The organism is Microbacterium sp. BLY (assembly GCF_017939615.1).
Classification (GTDB): Bacteria; Actinomycetota; Actinomycetes; order Actinomycetales; family Microbacteriaceae; genus Microbacterium.
The window spans coordinates 2,529,552-2,544,437 of sequence record NZ_JAGKSR010000001.1 but is presented as its reverse complement, the minus strand read 5'-3'; the positions used below and the strand labels follow the sequence as shown (position 1 = coordinate 2,544,437).

15 protein-coding genes are annotated in these 14,886 nt (G+C 71.4%); 14 read left to right on the top strand and 1 reads right to left on the bottom strand.

The window, feature by feature from the left end; genetic code table 11:
• The first annotated feature begins 29 nt into the window (after positions 1 to 29).
• Both KAF39_RS12465 and KAF39_RS12460 read left to right on the top strand, forming a co-directional pair.
• Positions 30 to 1,856, top strand: coding sequence for an FAD-dependent oxidoreductase (locus KAF39_RS12465; RefSeq protein ID WP_210677539.1), 1,827 nt, complete (start codon positions 30 to 32; stop codon positions 1,854 to 1,856).
• A complete protein-coding gene (locus tag KAF39_RS12460) occupies positions 1,853 to 2,602 on the top strand; it encodes a winged helix-turn-helix domain-containing protein (protein WP_210677538.1) in 750 nt (249 codons plus the stop codon). Before KAF39_RS12465 ends, KAF39_RS12460 begins: the two co-directional genes overlap by 4 nt.
• Positions 2,603 to 2,617: 15 nt before the next feature.
• On the opposite strand, the gene KAF39_RS12455 is transcribed toward KAF39_RS12460, so the two are convergent.
• Entirely contained in the window at positions 2,618 to 2,926 is a 309-nt protein-coding gene (locus KAF39_RS12455) for a hypothetical protein (protein ID WP_210677537.1), read from the bottom strand.
• Positions 2,927 to 3,026: 100 nt separating this feature from the next.
• Here KAF39_RS12455 and KAF39_RS12450 point away from each other — a divergent pair, with 100 nt between their 5' ends.
• From KAF39_RS12450 to aroQ, 12 genes are all read left to right on the top strand, one after another.
• Positions 3,027 to 4,394, top strand: a complete 1,368-nt coding sequence (locus KAF39_RS12450; RefSeq protein ID WP_210677536.1) for a replication-associated recombination protein A — start codon at positions 3,027 to 3,029, stop codon at positions 4,392 to 4,394.
• Between the two features lie 182 nt (positions 4,395 to 4,576).
• Positions 4,577 to 5,206, top strand: coding sequence for a 30S ribosomal protein S4 (gene rpsD / locus KAF39_RS12445; RefSeq protein WP_210677535.1), 630 nt, complete (start codon positions 4,577 to 4,579; stop codon positions 5,204 to 5,206).
• Positions 5,207 to 5,317: 111 nt separating this feature from the next.
• Positions 5,318 to 5,506, top strand: a complete 189-nt coding sequence (locus tag KAF39_RS12440; protein WP_210677534.1) for a hypothetical protein — start codon at positions 5,318 to 5,320, stop codon at positions 5,504 to 5,506.
• A 55-nt stretch (positions 5,507 to 5,561) separates the two neighbouring features.
• Positions 5,562 to 8,222 carry an alanine--tRNA ligase gene (alaS, locus tag KAF39_RS12435; protein ID WP_210677533.1) on the top strand — a complete coding sequence of 887 codons (2,661 nt, stop codon included), beginning with the start codon at positions 5,562 to 5,564 and terminating at the stop codon, positions 8,220 to 8,222.
• Positions 8,219 to 8,692 carry a Holliday junction resolvase RuvX gene (gene ruvX, locus KAF39_RS12430; protein WP_060923676.1) on the top strand — a complete coding sequence of 158 codons (474 nt, stop codon included), beginning with the start codon at positions 8,219 to 8,221 and terminating at the stop codon, positions 8,690 to 8,692. The genes alaS and ruvX overlap by 4 nt, the downstream gene beginning before the upstream one ends.
• Positions 8,693 to 8,694: 2 nt before the next feature.
• Positions 8,695 to 10,227: an endolytic transglycosylase MltG gene (gene mltG / locus KAF39_RS12425; protein ID WP_210677532.1), complete on the top strand. Its 1,533-nt coding sequence runs from the start codon at positions 8,695 to 8,697 to the stop codon at positions 10,225 to 10,227.
• Between the two features lie 4 nt (positions 10,228 to 10,231).
• On the top strand, positions 10,232 to 11,044 hold the full coding sequence (locus KAF39_RS12420; protein ID WP_210677531.1) for a shikimate dehydrogenase: 813 nt from the start codon (positions 10,232 to 10,234) through the stop codon (positions 11,042 to 11,044).
• A 58-nt stretch (positions 11,045 to 11,102) separates the two neighbouring features.
• Complete coding sequence (gene aroC, locus KAF39_RS12415) at positions 11,103 to 12,332, top strand: chorismate synthase (protein WP_210677530.1); 1,230 nt, start codon at positions 11,103 to 11,105, stop codon at positions 12,330 to 12,332.
• Entirely contained in the window at positions 12,316 to 12,834 is a 519-nt protein-coding gene (locus KAF39_RS12410) for a shikimate kinase (protein ID WP_210677529.1), read from the top strand. Before aroC ends, KAF39_RS12410 begins: the two co-directional genes overlap by 17 nt.
• The gene (gene aroB, locus KAF39_RS12405) at positions 12,831 to 13,919 is read left to right on the top strand and encodes a 3-dehydroquinate synthase (protein ID WP_210677528.1); all 1,089 of its coding nucleotides are present in this window, start codon (positions 12,831 to 12,833) and stop codon (positions 13,917 to 13,919) included. Before KAF39_RS12410 ends, aroB begins: the two co-directional genes overlap by 4 nt.
• Positions 13,916 to 14,440: an N-acetyltransferase gene (locus KAF39_RS12400; protein WP_210677527.1), complete on the top strand. Its 525-nt coding sequence runs from the start codon at positions 13,916 to 13,918 to the stop codon at positions 14,438 to 14,440. The genes aroB and KAF39_RS12400 overlap by 4 nt, the downstream gene beginning before the upstream one ends.
• Positions 14,437 to 14,877 carry a type II 3-dehydroquinate dehydratase gene (gene aroQ, locus KAF39_RS12395; RefSeq protein WP_210677526.1) on the top strand — a complete coding sequence of 147 codons (441 nt, stop codon included), beginning with the start codon at positions 14,437 to 14,439 and terminating at the stop codon, positions 14,875 to 14,877. Before KAF39_RS12400 ends, aroQ begins: the two co-directional genes overlap by 4 nt.
• Positions 14,878 to 14,886 lie beyond the last annotated feature (9 nt).

Sequence of the window (14,886 nt, the reverse complement as noted above, 5' to 3'; positions counted from 1 at the left end):
ACGACAGTCCCCAGGTCGACAGGAGTTCCATGGACGACAGCGCAGCGCACACCGCGAATATCGTCGTCGTGGGGGCCGGCGTGGCGGCCCAGCGCTTCGTCGCGCGCCTCCTGCAGGATCCGGAGCACCAGGTGCGGATCACCGTCATCGGTGATGAGGCGCGTCTGCCCTACGACCGGTCGGGGCTTGCGCGCGTCGTCGGCGGGGCATCGGCATCGTCCCTCGACCTCGACCGTGGGCCTTTCCGCGACGATCGTGTGCGGCTCATCGATGACGACCGGGTGCTCCGGATCGATCGGGCCGGACGCCGGGTGCGCACGCGCTCGCGACGCTGGTACGGCTACGACGCGCTCGTCCTCGCGACAGGGACCCACGCGCATGTCCCGGACGTCCCCGGCATCGCAATCCGCGGCAGTGTCGCGCTCCGCACGATGGAGGATGCCCAGACGCTCCGTGCCTTCGTCGCCGTCCGCGCCGCGCAGCTCCCGCGCCCCCTCCGCGCGGTGGTGGTGGGGGGCGATGCGGCGGGCGTCGACGCCGCGTGCGCGCTGCAGGATGCGGGCGTGGAGACGACGCTCGTCGACACCGCCGATCGGCTGTGCGCGGGCGAGCTCTCCGTCACCGGGGCCGCCGCCCTGCGCGCGCTCGTCGAGAGCCGGGGGATCGGCGTGCGTCTCCGGACGCGCCTGACGCGCGTGGATCCGGACGAAGCGGGGACGGTCACCGCCGTCGAGTTCCAGGACGGGAGCTTCGCGCGGACCGACCTCGTGGTCACCGTCGGTGCCCGCGCGCGCGATGAACTGGCCCGCAACGCGGGACTGCCCGTGCACGCCGAGGGCGGGATCCTCGTGGATGCGGAGGGCGCGACCGCGGACCCGCGGGTCCTCGCGATCGGTGACGTCGCCGTCCGGGAGGCATCCGCGGGGCACGGCGTGGAGCGCGCCCGCATCGCGGCGGAGCGCGCCGCGGATCTGCTTTGCGCAAAGCGGGCCGCTGGGCCCGGACCCGAGAGGTGGAGCGCCGCGCCCGGCGGAATCGGCATCACGACGATGCGGGTCGGCACAGGCGCCGACACGGTGACGGTTCCGCTGACCGCGAGCGGACGGCGCGTGTACGGCGAGGCGGAGCTCTCCGCGGATGCACGGGTGGTGCACGCCGTCACGGTGATCGGTGAGCGGTCGGCAGGGTGGACGTCGCGTCTGTGGCAGGGAGAGGCCGATCGGCACGCGGTGATCCGCGGGCTGCTCGCGGACGACGGGGCAGAAGACGAGACATGCTCGTGCGGCCGCGAGTGGGGCGCGATGACCGTTGCCGCGGTGGAGGCACACCTGGAGCGCCGGGGGATCACGACGTTCGCGGACGCGTCGACCGCAGGGGGCGACAGCAGCGACTGCGCGGGGTGCCTTCGGCGACTCGCCCTCGCTCTCATGAACCGCGCGTCCGCGGGTGCCGCCTCGCGCGTCGCGGATCGGGCAGGGGAATCGTCGCGCGTGCTCGTGCGCGAAGCCGCGTCATCCGCCCGCATCGAGGTGCGGGTCGGCGAAGGGATCAGTGCCGATCTGCTGCTCGTCCTCGCCCGCCTCGCCTCCGGGCTCGGCACCCCCGTGCGCATCGACCGAGGAGCGCTCGCTTTCGACGGCTTCCCCCGGGCTGAGCTCCCGGGTGTGCTGGCGGAGCTCCGTGCGTTCGGTGTCGTCGTTCCCGGTGTCGACGGTCTGCACGGGAACCCGGTGCGCGGCGGGATGAGCCCTGCGTCCGCCGGCGAGGGGGCGGGCGCCGGAGGCCGCCACCGCGCGCCCGGAGGGAGACGGGGTGCACCCGCTGCCCTGCGGCGCGCCGCGGAGGGTTCCGCATGAGCGCGCCCACCCGATCCGCCCCGGCGCTCGTCGGCTGTCGCGTCGCGATCGCCGAGGCGCCGCGGCCCGTCCGGCCGGAGTCGGTGGACGCCGAGACCCTCGTGCGGACCCTCATCGCGACAGGGTCCGAGGTGGTGCGGATGGTGCCGCTGCGTGACGCCCACCCGATCCCCGCGGGCTCGCGGCGCACGGCCTACCGGATCGCGACGGGACAGGTGGATGCCGTGCTGTTCCCCGCGGCGGAGGCCGTGCCGGCGTGGCTGAGCGCGCTCGAACGATCCGCGATGCTCGACGCCGTTCGTCGCCGGACGCACGCGGCGCGACTGGTGCTCGCGGCTGTCGACGCGGCGGCGGTCGGAGCGCTGCAAGAGGCCGGACTCCCCGCGGTCGCCGCTGGCGGGCCCACGGCGCAGGATCTCGCCGAGGCCGTCCTCGATCTCCTCGTCCGCACGGCGCCGGTCCGGATGACCGAGGTCGGCCGGCTCGCGGTGCGCAGCGGGGGCGTGCTGGTCGACGACGAGTTCCTGCCGCTGTCACGCGGCGCGGTGAGCCTCGTGGAGGCGCTGTTCGTCGCGGACGGACGAGTGCTCAGCCGGGCGGAGATCGGACAGGTGCTTCCCGGTGGGCGGCGGAGCCCGCGCGCCGTGGAGGTCGCCGTGGCGCGTCTCCGCGAGTCCCTCGGCGGACGTGACCTCGTGCAGACCGTAGTCAAGCGGGGGTATCGGCTCGCGGTCGTCGACGACTGACCGCGTCGGCCGGGATCACTCCGCCGGGGTCTCCGGCGCGGTGGGCTCCGTGCTCGGCGCCTCGTCCGGGGCGTCGGACGGCACCGGGGCCGGCTCGACCGTCGAGGAGGGTGTCGGCGTCGGCTCCGGAGCGGTGACCTGTGCGTGGACGGCCTGGCTGACGATGGCTCCCACGACGATGAGGCCGCCCACGGTGATCGCGATGACGTTGTCGCGGGTGCGCCGTCGGATCTGGTCCTGGTGCCAGCGTGTGCGCGCGGTGTGCAGTCGAGCGCGCTCCGCCTCGGTGCGCGCCTGCGCCTTCTTGGAACCGCGTGCCGCCATGCCGTGCCTCTCCTGTCCGACGCCGGTCCACGACGTCGCCTGAGAGCCTACCGGGGCGTCGACCGCGCCCCGTGTCGCCGCCCGCCGTTAGCCTGGAGGAATGTCCTCTCCCTCCGCGCTGCTCTCCGGGCAGACCCCGCTCGCGGTGCGCATGCGTCCGGTGTCGCTGGACGAGGTCGCAGGACAGCGTCACCTGCTGCGCGCCGGATCGCCCATCGTGGCCCTCGCCGACCCGGAGGCCAGTTCCCCCGGCGCGGTCTCGATCATCCTCTGGGGCCCGCCCGGCACCGGCAAGACGACGCTCGCCCAGGCCATCGCGCGGTCGTCCGGGCGCCGTTTCGTCGAGCTCTCCGCCATCACCGCGGGCGTGAAGGACGTGCGGGAGGTCATGCAGGAGGCGATCACACAGCGCGACCTCTACGGCCAGACGACGATCCTCTTCCTCGACGAGATCCACCGGTTCACCAAAGCCCAGCAGGACGCGCTGCTGCCGGGGGTGGAGAACGGCTGGGTCATCCTCATCGCGGCCACGACGGAGAACCCGTCGTTCTCGGTGATCTCGCCGCTGTTGTCGCGCTCGCTGCTCCTCACACTGCAGCCGCTCACCGACGACGACATCGGCGTGCTCGTGGACCGGGCGGTGTCCGACCCGCGCGGTCTCGGCGGTGCGGTCGCGCTCAGCGGAGAGGCGCGATCCGCGCTCGTGCACCTGGCGTCCGGCGACGCCCGTCGCGCGCTCACCGGCCTCGAGGCCGCGGCAGCCGTCGCGCTCTCGCACGCCGCGTCGAACGAAGGCCCCGACGACGGCGCGGACGATGCGGAGGCATCGGCGCCCGAGGTCACCGCTGATGACGTGGCGCAGGCCGTGGACAAGGCTCTGCTCCGCTACGACCGGCAGGGCGACGAGCACTACGACGTCATCAGTGCCTTCATCAAGTCGATCCGCGGTTCCGATCCCGATGCGGCGCTGCACTACCTGGCCCGCATGATCGAGGCGGGGGAGGACCCGCGCTTCATCGCGCGGCGGCTCGTGATCTCCGCTTCCGAGGACGTCGGTCTGGCCGATCCGCAGGCACTGGTCATCGCCGTCGCCGCCGCCGACGCCGTGGCATTCATCGGCATGCCGGAAGGGAGGATCCCGCTGGCCGAGGCCACCGTTTACCTCGCCACCACGGCGAAGTCGAACGCCGCCTACGTCGGCATCGATGCGGCGATCGCCGACATCCGCGCCGGCGGCTTCGGTCGTGTGCCGCTTCATCTCCGCGACGCGCACTATCCGGGGGCCAAGCGGCTCGGGCACGGCCGCGGTTACCGCTATGCGCACGACAGCGAGTACGGGATCGTGCCGCAGCAGTACCTTCCGGACGAACTCGACGGACGGCACTACTACGAGCCGAAGAACCTGGGGGCCGAGCGTGACATCAGCGCCCGTCTGGAGCGCATCCGCCGCATCCTCGGCGACCGGTGACCCGCCGTCCACGGCCGATCCCTGCTGTCTGTTAGACTTGAGCGGCTCGAAACCGAGTTTTCGGGCATCTCCTCGTCCACACCACACCTCGCCGGCGCCCCGACGTGCGCTCCGAGGCAGGACGCGGATGATACGTCCGCGAGTCGCGAAAGTCGCGACCGCGTCATCGGAAGGACAGCTTCGTGACCACGAAGTCCCAGGACCGCCGCAAGGTCCGTCTCAGCCGCGCCCTCGGCGTGGCCCTCACCCCGAAGGCCGCCCGCTACCTCGAGAAGCGTCCCTACGCTCCGGGCGAGCACGGCCGCACCAAGCGCAAGGCCGACAGCGACTACGCCGTCCGTCTGCGCGAGAAGCAGCGTCTGCGCGAGCAGTACGGCATCCGCGAGAAGCAGCTGCAGATCGTCTTCAAGGAGGCCAAGCGCCAGGAGGGTCTGACCGGTGAGAACCTGGTCGAGCTCCTGGAGATGCGTCTCGACGCCCTCGTCGTGCGCTCGGGCTTCGCCCGCACCACGGCGCAGGCTCGTCAGCTCGTCGTGCACCGCCACATCCTCGTCGACGGCCAGCTCGTCGACCGCCCGTCGTTCCGCGTGAAGCCGGGTCAGCTCATCCACGTCAAGCCCAAGAGCGAGGGCCTCGAGCCCTTCCAGGTGGCGGCTGCCGGCGGTCACGCCGAGGTCCTGCCCCCGGTCCCGGGCTACCTCGAGGTCGAGCTCGACAAGCTCCAGGCCCGCCTGGTCCGTCGTCCGAAGCGCGCTGAGGTCCCCGTGACCTGTGAAGTGCAGCTCGTCGTCGAGTACTACTCGGGTCGCTGATCCAGCGGTAGAGCATCAGGCAGGAGGCGTCGGGGGTTCCCGACGCCTCCTGTCGTTTCCGCATACGATGGAGAGACCGCGCCTTCGCGGCTCTAGGGCAAGGATGACGACATGAAGAACGTGCTGTGGTTCCTGATCGGCGTGATCGGCGGCTTCGTCGCGGCTCACTTCATGAACAAGGACCCGCGTGGCCACGACATCCTGGCCGACGTCGACGCCCGCATCAACGGCCTCGCCGCGATCCTCGGCGACGCGTATCGCGAGCAGGAGGCTCGGCTGACCGAGCCGGGCGAGAACTGACCCCCCGCATCTGCGCTTCGGCGCGACCCCTCACGCAAGGACATCCGGCACTCCTATGAAAACTGCGGACATCGCGCAGCGCTATCTCTCCTACTTCGAGAAGAACGACCACCTCATCGTGCCCTCGGCGTCCTTGGTGAGCGACGACCCCTCGCTGTTGTTCACGGTCGCGGGCATGGTCCCGATGATCCCGTATCTCACCGGGGTGGTCCCGGCGCCGCACCCGCGTATCGCCGACCTGCAGAAGTGCATCCGGACCAACGACATCGAGGAGGTCGGGCGGACCGCGCGTCACGGCACGTTCTTCCAAATGCTCGGCAACTGGTCGTTCGGCGACTACTTCAAGGAAGGCGCGATCCGTTACGCCTGGGAGCTCCTGACGAGCGCGGAGGCCGACGGCGGTCTCGGCTTCGACGAGAAGGACCTCTGGGTCACCGTCTACGAGACCGATGACGAGGCGGAGGCGATCTGGCGCGACATCATCGGACTCAAGCCGGAGCGTATCCAGCGCCTCGGGCGCGCGGACAACTACTGGAACACCGGCCAGCCCGGTCCCGGCGGACCCGACTCCGAGATCTTCTTCGACCGCGGTCCGGCCTATGGCAAGGACGGCGGGCCCGCCGTCGACGACTCGCGGTTCCTGGAGATCTGGAACCTCGTCTTCATGCAGGACTTCATCGAGAACATCCGCGGCAAGACCGAGTTCGACATCGTGGGCGAGCTGCCGATGAAGAACATCGACACCGGCATGGGGCTGGAGCGCGTCGCCTTCCTCAAGCAGGGCGTCGAGAACATGTACGAGACCGACCAGGTGCGTCCGGTCCTCGATCGCGCCGTCGAGCTCTCCGGTCGTCGCTACGGCGCCGTGCATGAGGACGACGTCCGCTTCCGTGTGATCGCCGACCACGTGCGCTCCTCGCTCATGCTCCTCTCCGACGGAGTGCGCCCGTCGAACGAGGGCCGCGGCTACATCCTGCGGCGCCTCATGCGCCGGACCGTGCGCGCGATGCGTCTGCTCGGCGTCGACGACCCCGCGTTCCCCGAGCTGTTCGCCGCGTCCCGCGACGCCATGAAGTCGGCGTACCCGGAACTGGAGCGCGACTGGTCGGTGCTCTCCTCGGCGGCCTTCGCCGAGGAGGAGACCTTCCGCCGCACGCTGGCGCAGGGATCGACAATCCTCGACCTCGCGCTGGAGGACACGAAGAAGAGCGGCGGGAAGACCCTCAGCGGCTCCGAGGCGTTCCTGCTGCACGACACCTACGGCTTCCCCATCGATCTGACCCTGGAGGTCGCCGAGGAGGCCGGGCTCGACGTCGACCGCGCCGCGTTCGACTCGCTCATGCAGGAGCAGCGTCAGCGCGCCAAGGATGATGCCCGCAACCGCAAGCGGCAGCTCGCGGACGTGTCGGTGTACCGCGACCTCCGTGCGCTGGGGGAGACCGGCTTCGACGGCTACACCGCGCTCGAGGTGGAGTCCCGTGTCCTCGGACTCCTCGTGGACGGAGCCCCTGTACGCAGCGCCACCGAAGGCCAGATCGCCGAGGTCGTCCTCGCCGAGACGACCCTGTACGCCGAATCCGGTGGCCAGGTGGCCGACAAGGGGACGATCGTGGGCCCGGGCTATGAGCTCGAGGTACTGGACGTGCAGCGTCCGGTACCCGGCCTCATCAGCCACACGGTGGAGGTATCCCGAGGTTCCGTCGCGGTGGACGACGTCGCGACGACCATCGTCGACGCCGCGAACCGTCGTGCGGCGCGCCAGGCGCACTCCGCCACCCACCTCGTGCACGCCGCTCTGCGCGACACGCTCGGCCCGACGGCCACGCAGTCGGGCTCGCTCAACCGCGCCGGGTACATGCGATTCGACTTCGCCTGGTCGCAGGCGCTGTCGACGGACACCCGCACGGAGATCGAGGAGATCACGAACCGCGCCGTGCAGGACGCCCTCGAGGTGACAACCCGCATCGTGACCCTCGACGAGGCCAAGGAAGCCGGCGCGATGGCGCTCTTCGGCGAGAAGTACGGCGACGTCGTGCGGATGGTCGACATCGGCGGTCCGTGGTCGCGCGAACTCTGTGCCGGAACGCACGTGTCGACCAGTGCGGAGATCGGCCTGGTCAGCGTGGTGGGGGAGTCGTCCGTCGGCGCCTCCAACCGCCGGATCGAGGCTCTCGTCGGCGCGGACGCGTTCCGCGAGCTCGCGGCGGAGCGGGCCCTCGTGTCGCAGCTCACCGCCTCCCTGAAGACGCCGCGCGAGCAGCTCCCCGAGCGGATCGCCGATCTCGCCGCGAGCCTCAAGGCCGCGGAGAAGCGCATCGCGCAGTTCGAGGCGAAGGAGCGTGCGGGACGCATCCCCGCCATCGCCGAGGCCGCGACGCGCGTCGGAGACTTCCGTGTGGCGGCGCAGACGCTGGGTGATGTCGCGTCGGCGGACGACGTCCGCGAGCTCGTCAACGGCGTGCGAGACCGGCTGGGTTCCGACGCCGCGGTCGTCGCGCTCGGTGCCGTCGTGAATGGTCGCCCCGTCGTCGTCGTCGCCACGAACGAGGCTGCACGCGGTGCCGGCGCGAAGGCGGGTGCGCTCGCGAAGCGCGCCGCCGGTGTGCTCGGCGGAGGCGGCGGCGGTCGGGACGACGTCGCCCAGGGTGGCGGTACCGACGCCGCGGCACTGCCCGCCGCGCTCGAGGCTGTCTCCCAGGAGCTGCGCGGCGCGTGAGCGGTTATCGCCGCGGGGTCCGGCTCGGCATCGACGTCGGCCGGGCCCGCGTGGGCGTGGCCCGGTCCGATCCGGATGGCATGCTGGCCGTCCCCGTCGAGACCGTGCCGCGCGATGAGCGCTCGCTCACGCGCATCGCGGAGCTGGCCGCGGAGTACGAGCCGCTGGAGATCGTCGTCGGGCTGCCGGTGAACATGCAGGGCGCGGACACGCCGTCGACGGTCGATGCGCGCGAGTTCGCCGCGGCGCTCCAGGCGCGCAGCGGCGTGCCGGTACGCCTCGTCGACGAGCGTCTGAGCACGGTCTCCGCGCATGCGGCGTTGCGGAGTTCTGGGCGATCACAGAAGAACTCTCGTAGCATTGTGGATCAGGTCGCCGCCGTGGTGCTGCTGCAGCAGGCGATCGACACGGAGAAGAGCACCGGAAACCCGGCCGGTGCCCCGGTCCCCGTTGACGAGGAGCCCGCCTGAACATGTCCGAACGCGAGAGCCGTGCGCCCGAGCACGAGCACGAGCAGAGCTCCCGATTGGGTGACCTGTTCGAGAACCTCCCCGCTCCCTCGCCCCAGGTGCCGACCACCGGCGACGACACCCCCGCCCCCGGTTCCCGCCGTGCGGCCAGGGAAGCCGCGGCGCGTCAGCCGATGACGTCGTCCGTGGAGGGCACGACCGGAGGCGAGGCGGACGAGCCGGCGCGTCCCGTCTCGGCGGCGGCAGGCCGCCCTTCGACACCGACGGAGGCCGAGGCGGACACGCCCGTCGCGACTGACCACGCGGTAGCGACACGCGCGGTTCCCGTGGTCACCACGGCCGACGTATCGACGCCGCACGGGCCACGTCGATCGGGCGGCGTCGACGAGGCTCCCGTGCTCGGAGGCGGCCTCGACGAGATCTTCGCCGCGCAGGACGACGACCGCGACCGTGGCGCACCCGCGAAGAAGCAGCGCCGCAAGGGCTGTCTCATCGCGCTGATCATCGTCCTGGCCATCCTCGGCGGCATCGCTGCCGGCGGAATCTGGGTGGCGAACACCTTCGGCGACCGCATCGCCGATGCCATGGGCTGGGGCGAGCCGAAGGACTGGGAGCCCGGCCAGGCGACCGGTGAGGCACTCGTCACGATCAAGCAGGGTGACACGGGTGGCCCCGTGTCGAAGGCACTCTACGAAGCCGGCGTCACGAAGACCGAGGACGTCTTTTACGACTATCTGATCGACGAGAACATCGCGGTGACCTTCTATCCGGGCGTCTACCGCCTGCAGCAGAAGATGACGGCGGAAGATGCCCTGGCCGCCCTCCGCAACGAGGACAACAAGCTCGAGAACACCGTCTCCATGCCGGAGGGAGGGACGATCGAATCGGCCCTGCCGTCCATGGCGGAGACTCTCGGGATGCCGCTGGCCGACCTCGAAGCAGCCGTTGCCGATCCGTCCGCGTACGGGGTGGAGGCGCAGAGCCTGGAGGGGTGGCTGTTCCCCGCGGTGTACACCTTCGACCCCGAAGTCACCGCGACGCAGGTCATCCAGCGCATGGTCGACCGGACGCGCGAATCGCTCGCCGCCGCGGGCGTCCCGGACGAGGACGCGCAGCGGATCCTCACGATCGCCTCGATCATCCAGCGCGAAGGCCGCACGGACGACTTCGCCAAGGTGTCGCGCGTGATTCAGAACCGCCTCGACGACGACATGCTGCTCCAGATGGACTCGACGGCGCAGTACGGGTACGGCTCGCTGCACGAGGGCGTGGTCTCGAGCTCGGCGGAGGCTCTGGAAGACCCCAACGAGTGGAACACGTACGTTCACAAGGGCCTGCCGATCACGCCGATCGCGAGCCCGAACGATGCCGCGATCGATGCCGCGATGCATCCCGCCGACGGCCCATGGATCTACTTCGTCACCGTCAACCTCGAGACGGGCGAGACGCAGTTCTCGGAGACCCTCGCCGAACACGAGCAGGGCGTGGAGAAGTGGCGGGACTGGTGTCGGGCGAACCCCGACGCCGGGTGCTGATTCCGTGAACCGGAGACGCCTTGCGGTCTGGGGCGACCCGATCGGGCACTCCCGTTCGCCGGAGCTGCACGCCGCGGCCTACGCGGTGCTCGGGCTGGACTGGGAGTACGGGCGCCGCCAGGTCGGCGCGGAGGGGTTCACGGACGCCGTCGAGGCGCTCGACGACTCCTGGCGCGGCCTGTCCCTGACGATGCCGCTCAAGGAGGAGGCGTACCGATACGCCGCCACCCGTGACGCCCATGCGGAGCTGACCGGCGCGGTCAACACGCTCCTGCTCTCGGAGTACCCGGCCGGATTCAACACCGACGTCGGCGGGATCGTCGATGCGCTCGGGGACGCCGGCATCCGCGAGATCGGGACGGCGCGGATCCTGGGCGCCGGAGCGACGGCGGCCTCGGCTCTCGTCGCCCTCGCCGACCTCGGGGCGAGGCGGGTGGAGGTCGCCGCCCGGCGGCCGGAACGCGCCGCCGGGCTCGTCCGCATCGGAGAGCGTCGCGGGGTCGTGGTCACCCCGCGATCGTTCGAGGACGTGGACGGCGACGCGGACCTCACGGTGGCGACGTTGCCCTCCGGCACCGCGCTGCCGCCGGACGTCGCTGCCCGCCTGTCCGACATGGGCGGGACGCTCTTCGATGCGGCCTACGCCCCGTGGCCGTCCGCGCTCGCGACGGCGTGGGGCGATCAGCCGGTCGTCTCCGGGCTCGGGATGCTGCTGCATCAGGCGGTCCGGCAGATCCGGATCTTCCTGCACGGCGACCCGGTCTCGCCGCTGCCGGACGAGGACGCGGTCCTCGCCGCGATGCGCGCCACCCTCTGAGCGCCGCCCGACGAAACGCGGCACGTCACGGGGGGAAACGCATGGGAGACTAGAGCACATGCTCCGCGTGCTCACGGCCGGCGAATCGCACGGCCCAGAACTCATCGCCGTCATGGAGGGCCTGCCCTCCGGCGTCCCGGTGTCGTCCGAGGCCATCCAGGCCGACCTCGCCCGCCGCAAGCTCGGCTATGGACGCGGCTCCCGGATGAAGTTCGAACAGGACGAGCTGACCATCTCGGGCGGTGTGCGCCACGGCAAGACCCTGGGGAGCCCCATCGCTCTGCGCATCGGCAACACCGAGTGGCCGAAGTGGATCGAGGTCATGAACCCGGAGCCGGTGGAGCTCACCGACCGCTCGCGCGGTCGTGGCGCGCCGCTGACCCGGCCGCGTCCGGGCCACGCCGACCTCGTGGGCATGCAGAAGTACGACTTCGATGAGGCCCGTCCGATCCTCGAGCGTGCGAGCGCGCGGGAGACCGCCGCCCGCGTGGCGCTCGGTGCCGTCGCCCGCTCCTTCCTCGGTGAACTCGGCATCCGACTCGTCAGCCACACGCTCTCCATCGGGCCGGTGCGAGTGCCGGATGGCGCGGCGCTGCCGACTCCGGACGACGTGGACGCACTGGACGCCGACCCGCTGCGGTGCTTCGACCCCGCGACCTCGGCGCTCATGGTCGCCGAGGTGGACGACGCCAAGAAGGACGGCGACACCCTCGGCGGCATCGTCGAGGTCCTCGCGTACGGTCTGCCGCCGGGGCTCGGCTCCCACGTGCACTGGGACCGTCGCCTGGACGCCCGGCTGGCCCAGGCGCTCATGAGCATCCAGGCGATCAAGGGCGTGGAGGTCGGCGACGGCTTCGAGACCACGCGCCGCCGCGGCTCCGCCGCCCACGACGAGCTCTTCGCCACCGCCGACGGCATCGCCCGCGGCACGGACCGCGCCGGCGGCACCGAGGGCGGCATGTCCACCGGGACCGTGCTTCGTGTGCGCGCCGGGATGAAGCCGATCGCGACCGTGCCGCACGCGCTGCGCACGATCGATGTCGCGACCGGGGACGAGGCGACCGCGCACCACCAGCGTTCGGACGTCTGCGCCGTTCCGGCGGCGGGCGTCGTCGCGGAGGCCATGGTGGCCATCGAACTCGCGCGCGCCGTCCTGGAGAAGTTCGGCGGGGACAGCGTTCGCGAGACACGCCGCAACCTCGACGGATACCTGGAGGCTATCCCCGCGGAGCTGCGCACGGCCCCCGCGTCCGAGGCGGCGCTCATCGCGCATGACGAACGAGGCTGACCCGCTCACGGTGGTCCTCGTCGGGCCGATGGCGGCCGGCAAGACCAGCATCGGACGACGGGTCGCACGGCGCCTCGGCGTCGCGTTTATCGACACGGACAAACGCCTCGTCGCCGCGCACGGACCGATCTCGGAGATCTTCGCCGCTCACGGCGAACCGCACTTCCGGACGCTGGAGCGCGACGCAGTCCGCACGGCACTGGCCGAGGGTGGCGTGATCTCGCTGGGGGGCGGCGCGGTCACGGATCCCGAGACGCGGGAGCTGCTGCGCGACCATCCCGTGGTGTTCCTCACCGTCGACGAGGCGGCGGTGGCCGATCGCCTGCGCGGGGGGACGCGCCCCCTCCTGGCGGGCGATGACCCCGTCGAGAAGTGGAAGCGGATCTTCGCCGAACGGCGAGGATGGTACGACGAGGTGGCATCGACGACGTTCGACACCTCGCGGCGTCCGATGCAGCGCATCGCGGACGAGATCGTGGCATGGAGGAGAGAACAGCGATGAGCACGACGACCATCAGCGTCACCGGGAACGACGCCTACGACATCAGCATCGGCCGGGGAATCCTCGACCAGGTCGCGGCGGCGCTGGCGCCCGGCGTCCGCAAGGTCCTGGTCGTGCATCCACCGACCCTCGCGGCTCGCGCCGCCGAACTCCGCGACCGCATCCTCGCCGACACGGCCGAGGGGCCGCGAGAGGTGCTCCTCGCCGAGATCCCGGATGCCGAGCAGGGCAAGCGCATCGAGGTCGCGGCCTTCTGCTGGCAGGTGATGGGCCAGGCCGACTTCACCCGCACCGATGCGGTCATCGGCTACGGCGGGGGCGCGGTGACCGACCTCGCCGGCTTCGTGGCGGCCACCTGGCTGCGGGGCGTCCAGGTCATCCAGGTGCCGACCACCGTCCTCGGCCTCGTGGACGCCGCCGTGGGGGGCAAGACCGGCGTCAACACCGCGGAGGGGAAGAACCTCGTCGGCGCCTTCTGGGCTCCGCGCGCCGTCATCGGCGACCTCGACGAGCTGGGCAGCCTGAGCCCGAACGAGGCCACCGCCGGCTTCGCGGAGGTCGTCAAGGCCGGCTTCATCTGGGCGCCGGAGATCCTCGACATCATCGAAGCCGATCCGACGCGCGCGGTCGACACCGCGACGGACGAGTTCCGTCGGGCGGTCGAGCTCGCGATCGACATGAAGGCGCAGGTCGTGTCGGACGACTTCCGCGAGGCCGGACAGCGCGAGATCCTCAACTACGGACACACGCTCGGACACGCGATCGAGCACGCGGAGCGATACCGCTGGCGGCACGGGGCGGCGATCTCCATCGGCATGCTGTACGCCGCGGAGCTCTCCCGGTTGGCCGGACGGCTGTCGGATGCCGCGGCGGAGCGCCACCGGACGATCCTCGAGTCGCTGGGCCTGCCCACCTCGTACCGCGCCGGAGCCTGGCCGCAGCTGCTCGCCACGATGCAGCGCGACAAGAAGAGCCGCGGCGGCATGCTCCGGTTCATCCTGCTGGACGACATCGCCAAGCCCACCGTGCTCCAGGCACCGGACGAGTCACTGCTGTTCGCGGCGTACCAGGAGATCGGCTCATGAGCATCGCCGTCCGGCGCATCACACCGGAGGACTGGCGGGAGGTCAAGGCGCTGCGGTTGCAGGCCCTCGCCGACCCGGCCGCGCCGATGGCGTTCCTCGACACCGTCGAGCACGCCGCCGCACAGCCCGACCGCTTCTGGCAGGAGCGCGCGGCGAACGCCGCGGGTGATGCCGCCGCGACGCAGTTCGTCGCGATCGCCGACGACGGCACCTGGACCGGGACGGTGACGGTGCTCCCGCATCGCGAGCAGCACGACGCCGGGCTCGTCGTGGGGGTGTACGTGGCAGACGCGCACCGCGGTGCGGGGGTCATCGATGCGCTCCTCGACGACGCCGCCGCCTGGGCACGCGACCGCGACTTCCGTGCGCTCGTGCTCGAGGTGCATGTCGACAACGAGCGCGCGCAGGCGGTCTACCGTCGATGCGGCTTCGTCCAGACCGGCGCGATCGAGACCTCCGGCTTCGGACGAGAGTGGGTCATGCGCCGGGAGCTGGCGCACACGGGGAGCGTGCCCGCATGACCGGCCCGCGTCGGCTGCTGCTCGTCAACGGCCCCAACCTGAACCTCCTCGGCACCCGCGAGCCCGAGGTCTACGGCACTGCGACGCTGGCCGACGTCGAGCGGATCACCGCGGAGGCCGCCGCCGCACTCGGGTTCGAGGTGCGGGCCCTGCAGAGCAACCATGAGGGTGTGCTCATCGATGCGATCCACGAGGCGCGTGCGGACTGCGCGGGCATCGTCATCAATCCGGGCGGCCTCACGCACACATCGGTCGCCCTGCGTGATGCTCTCACCGGCGTCGCGTTGCCGTTCGCCGAGGTGCACATCTCCGACGTCTACGCCCGCGAGGAGTTCCGTCACCACTCGTACCTGCACGACGTCGCTGCCGTCCGCGTCGTCGGGCACGGCGTGGAAGGCTACGCCGAGGCGGTGCGGGAACTCGTCGCTCACCTCTGAGCGGGCGGG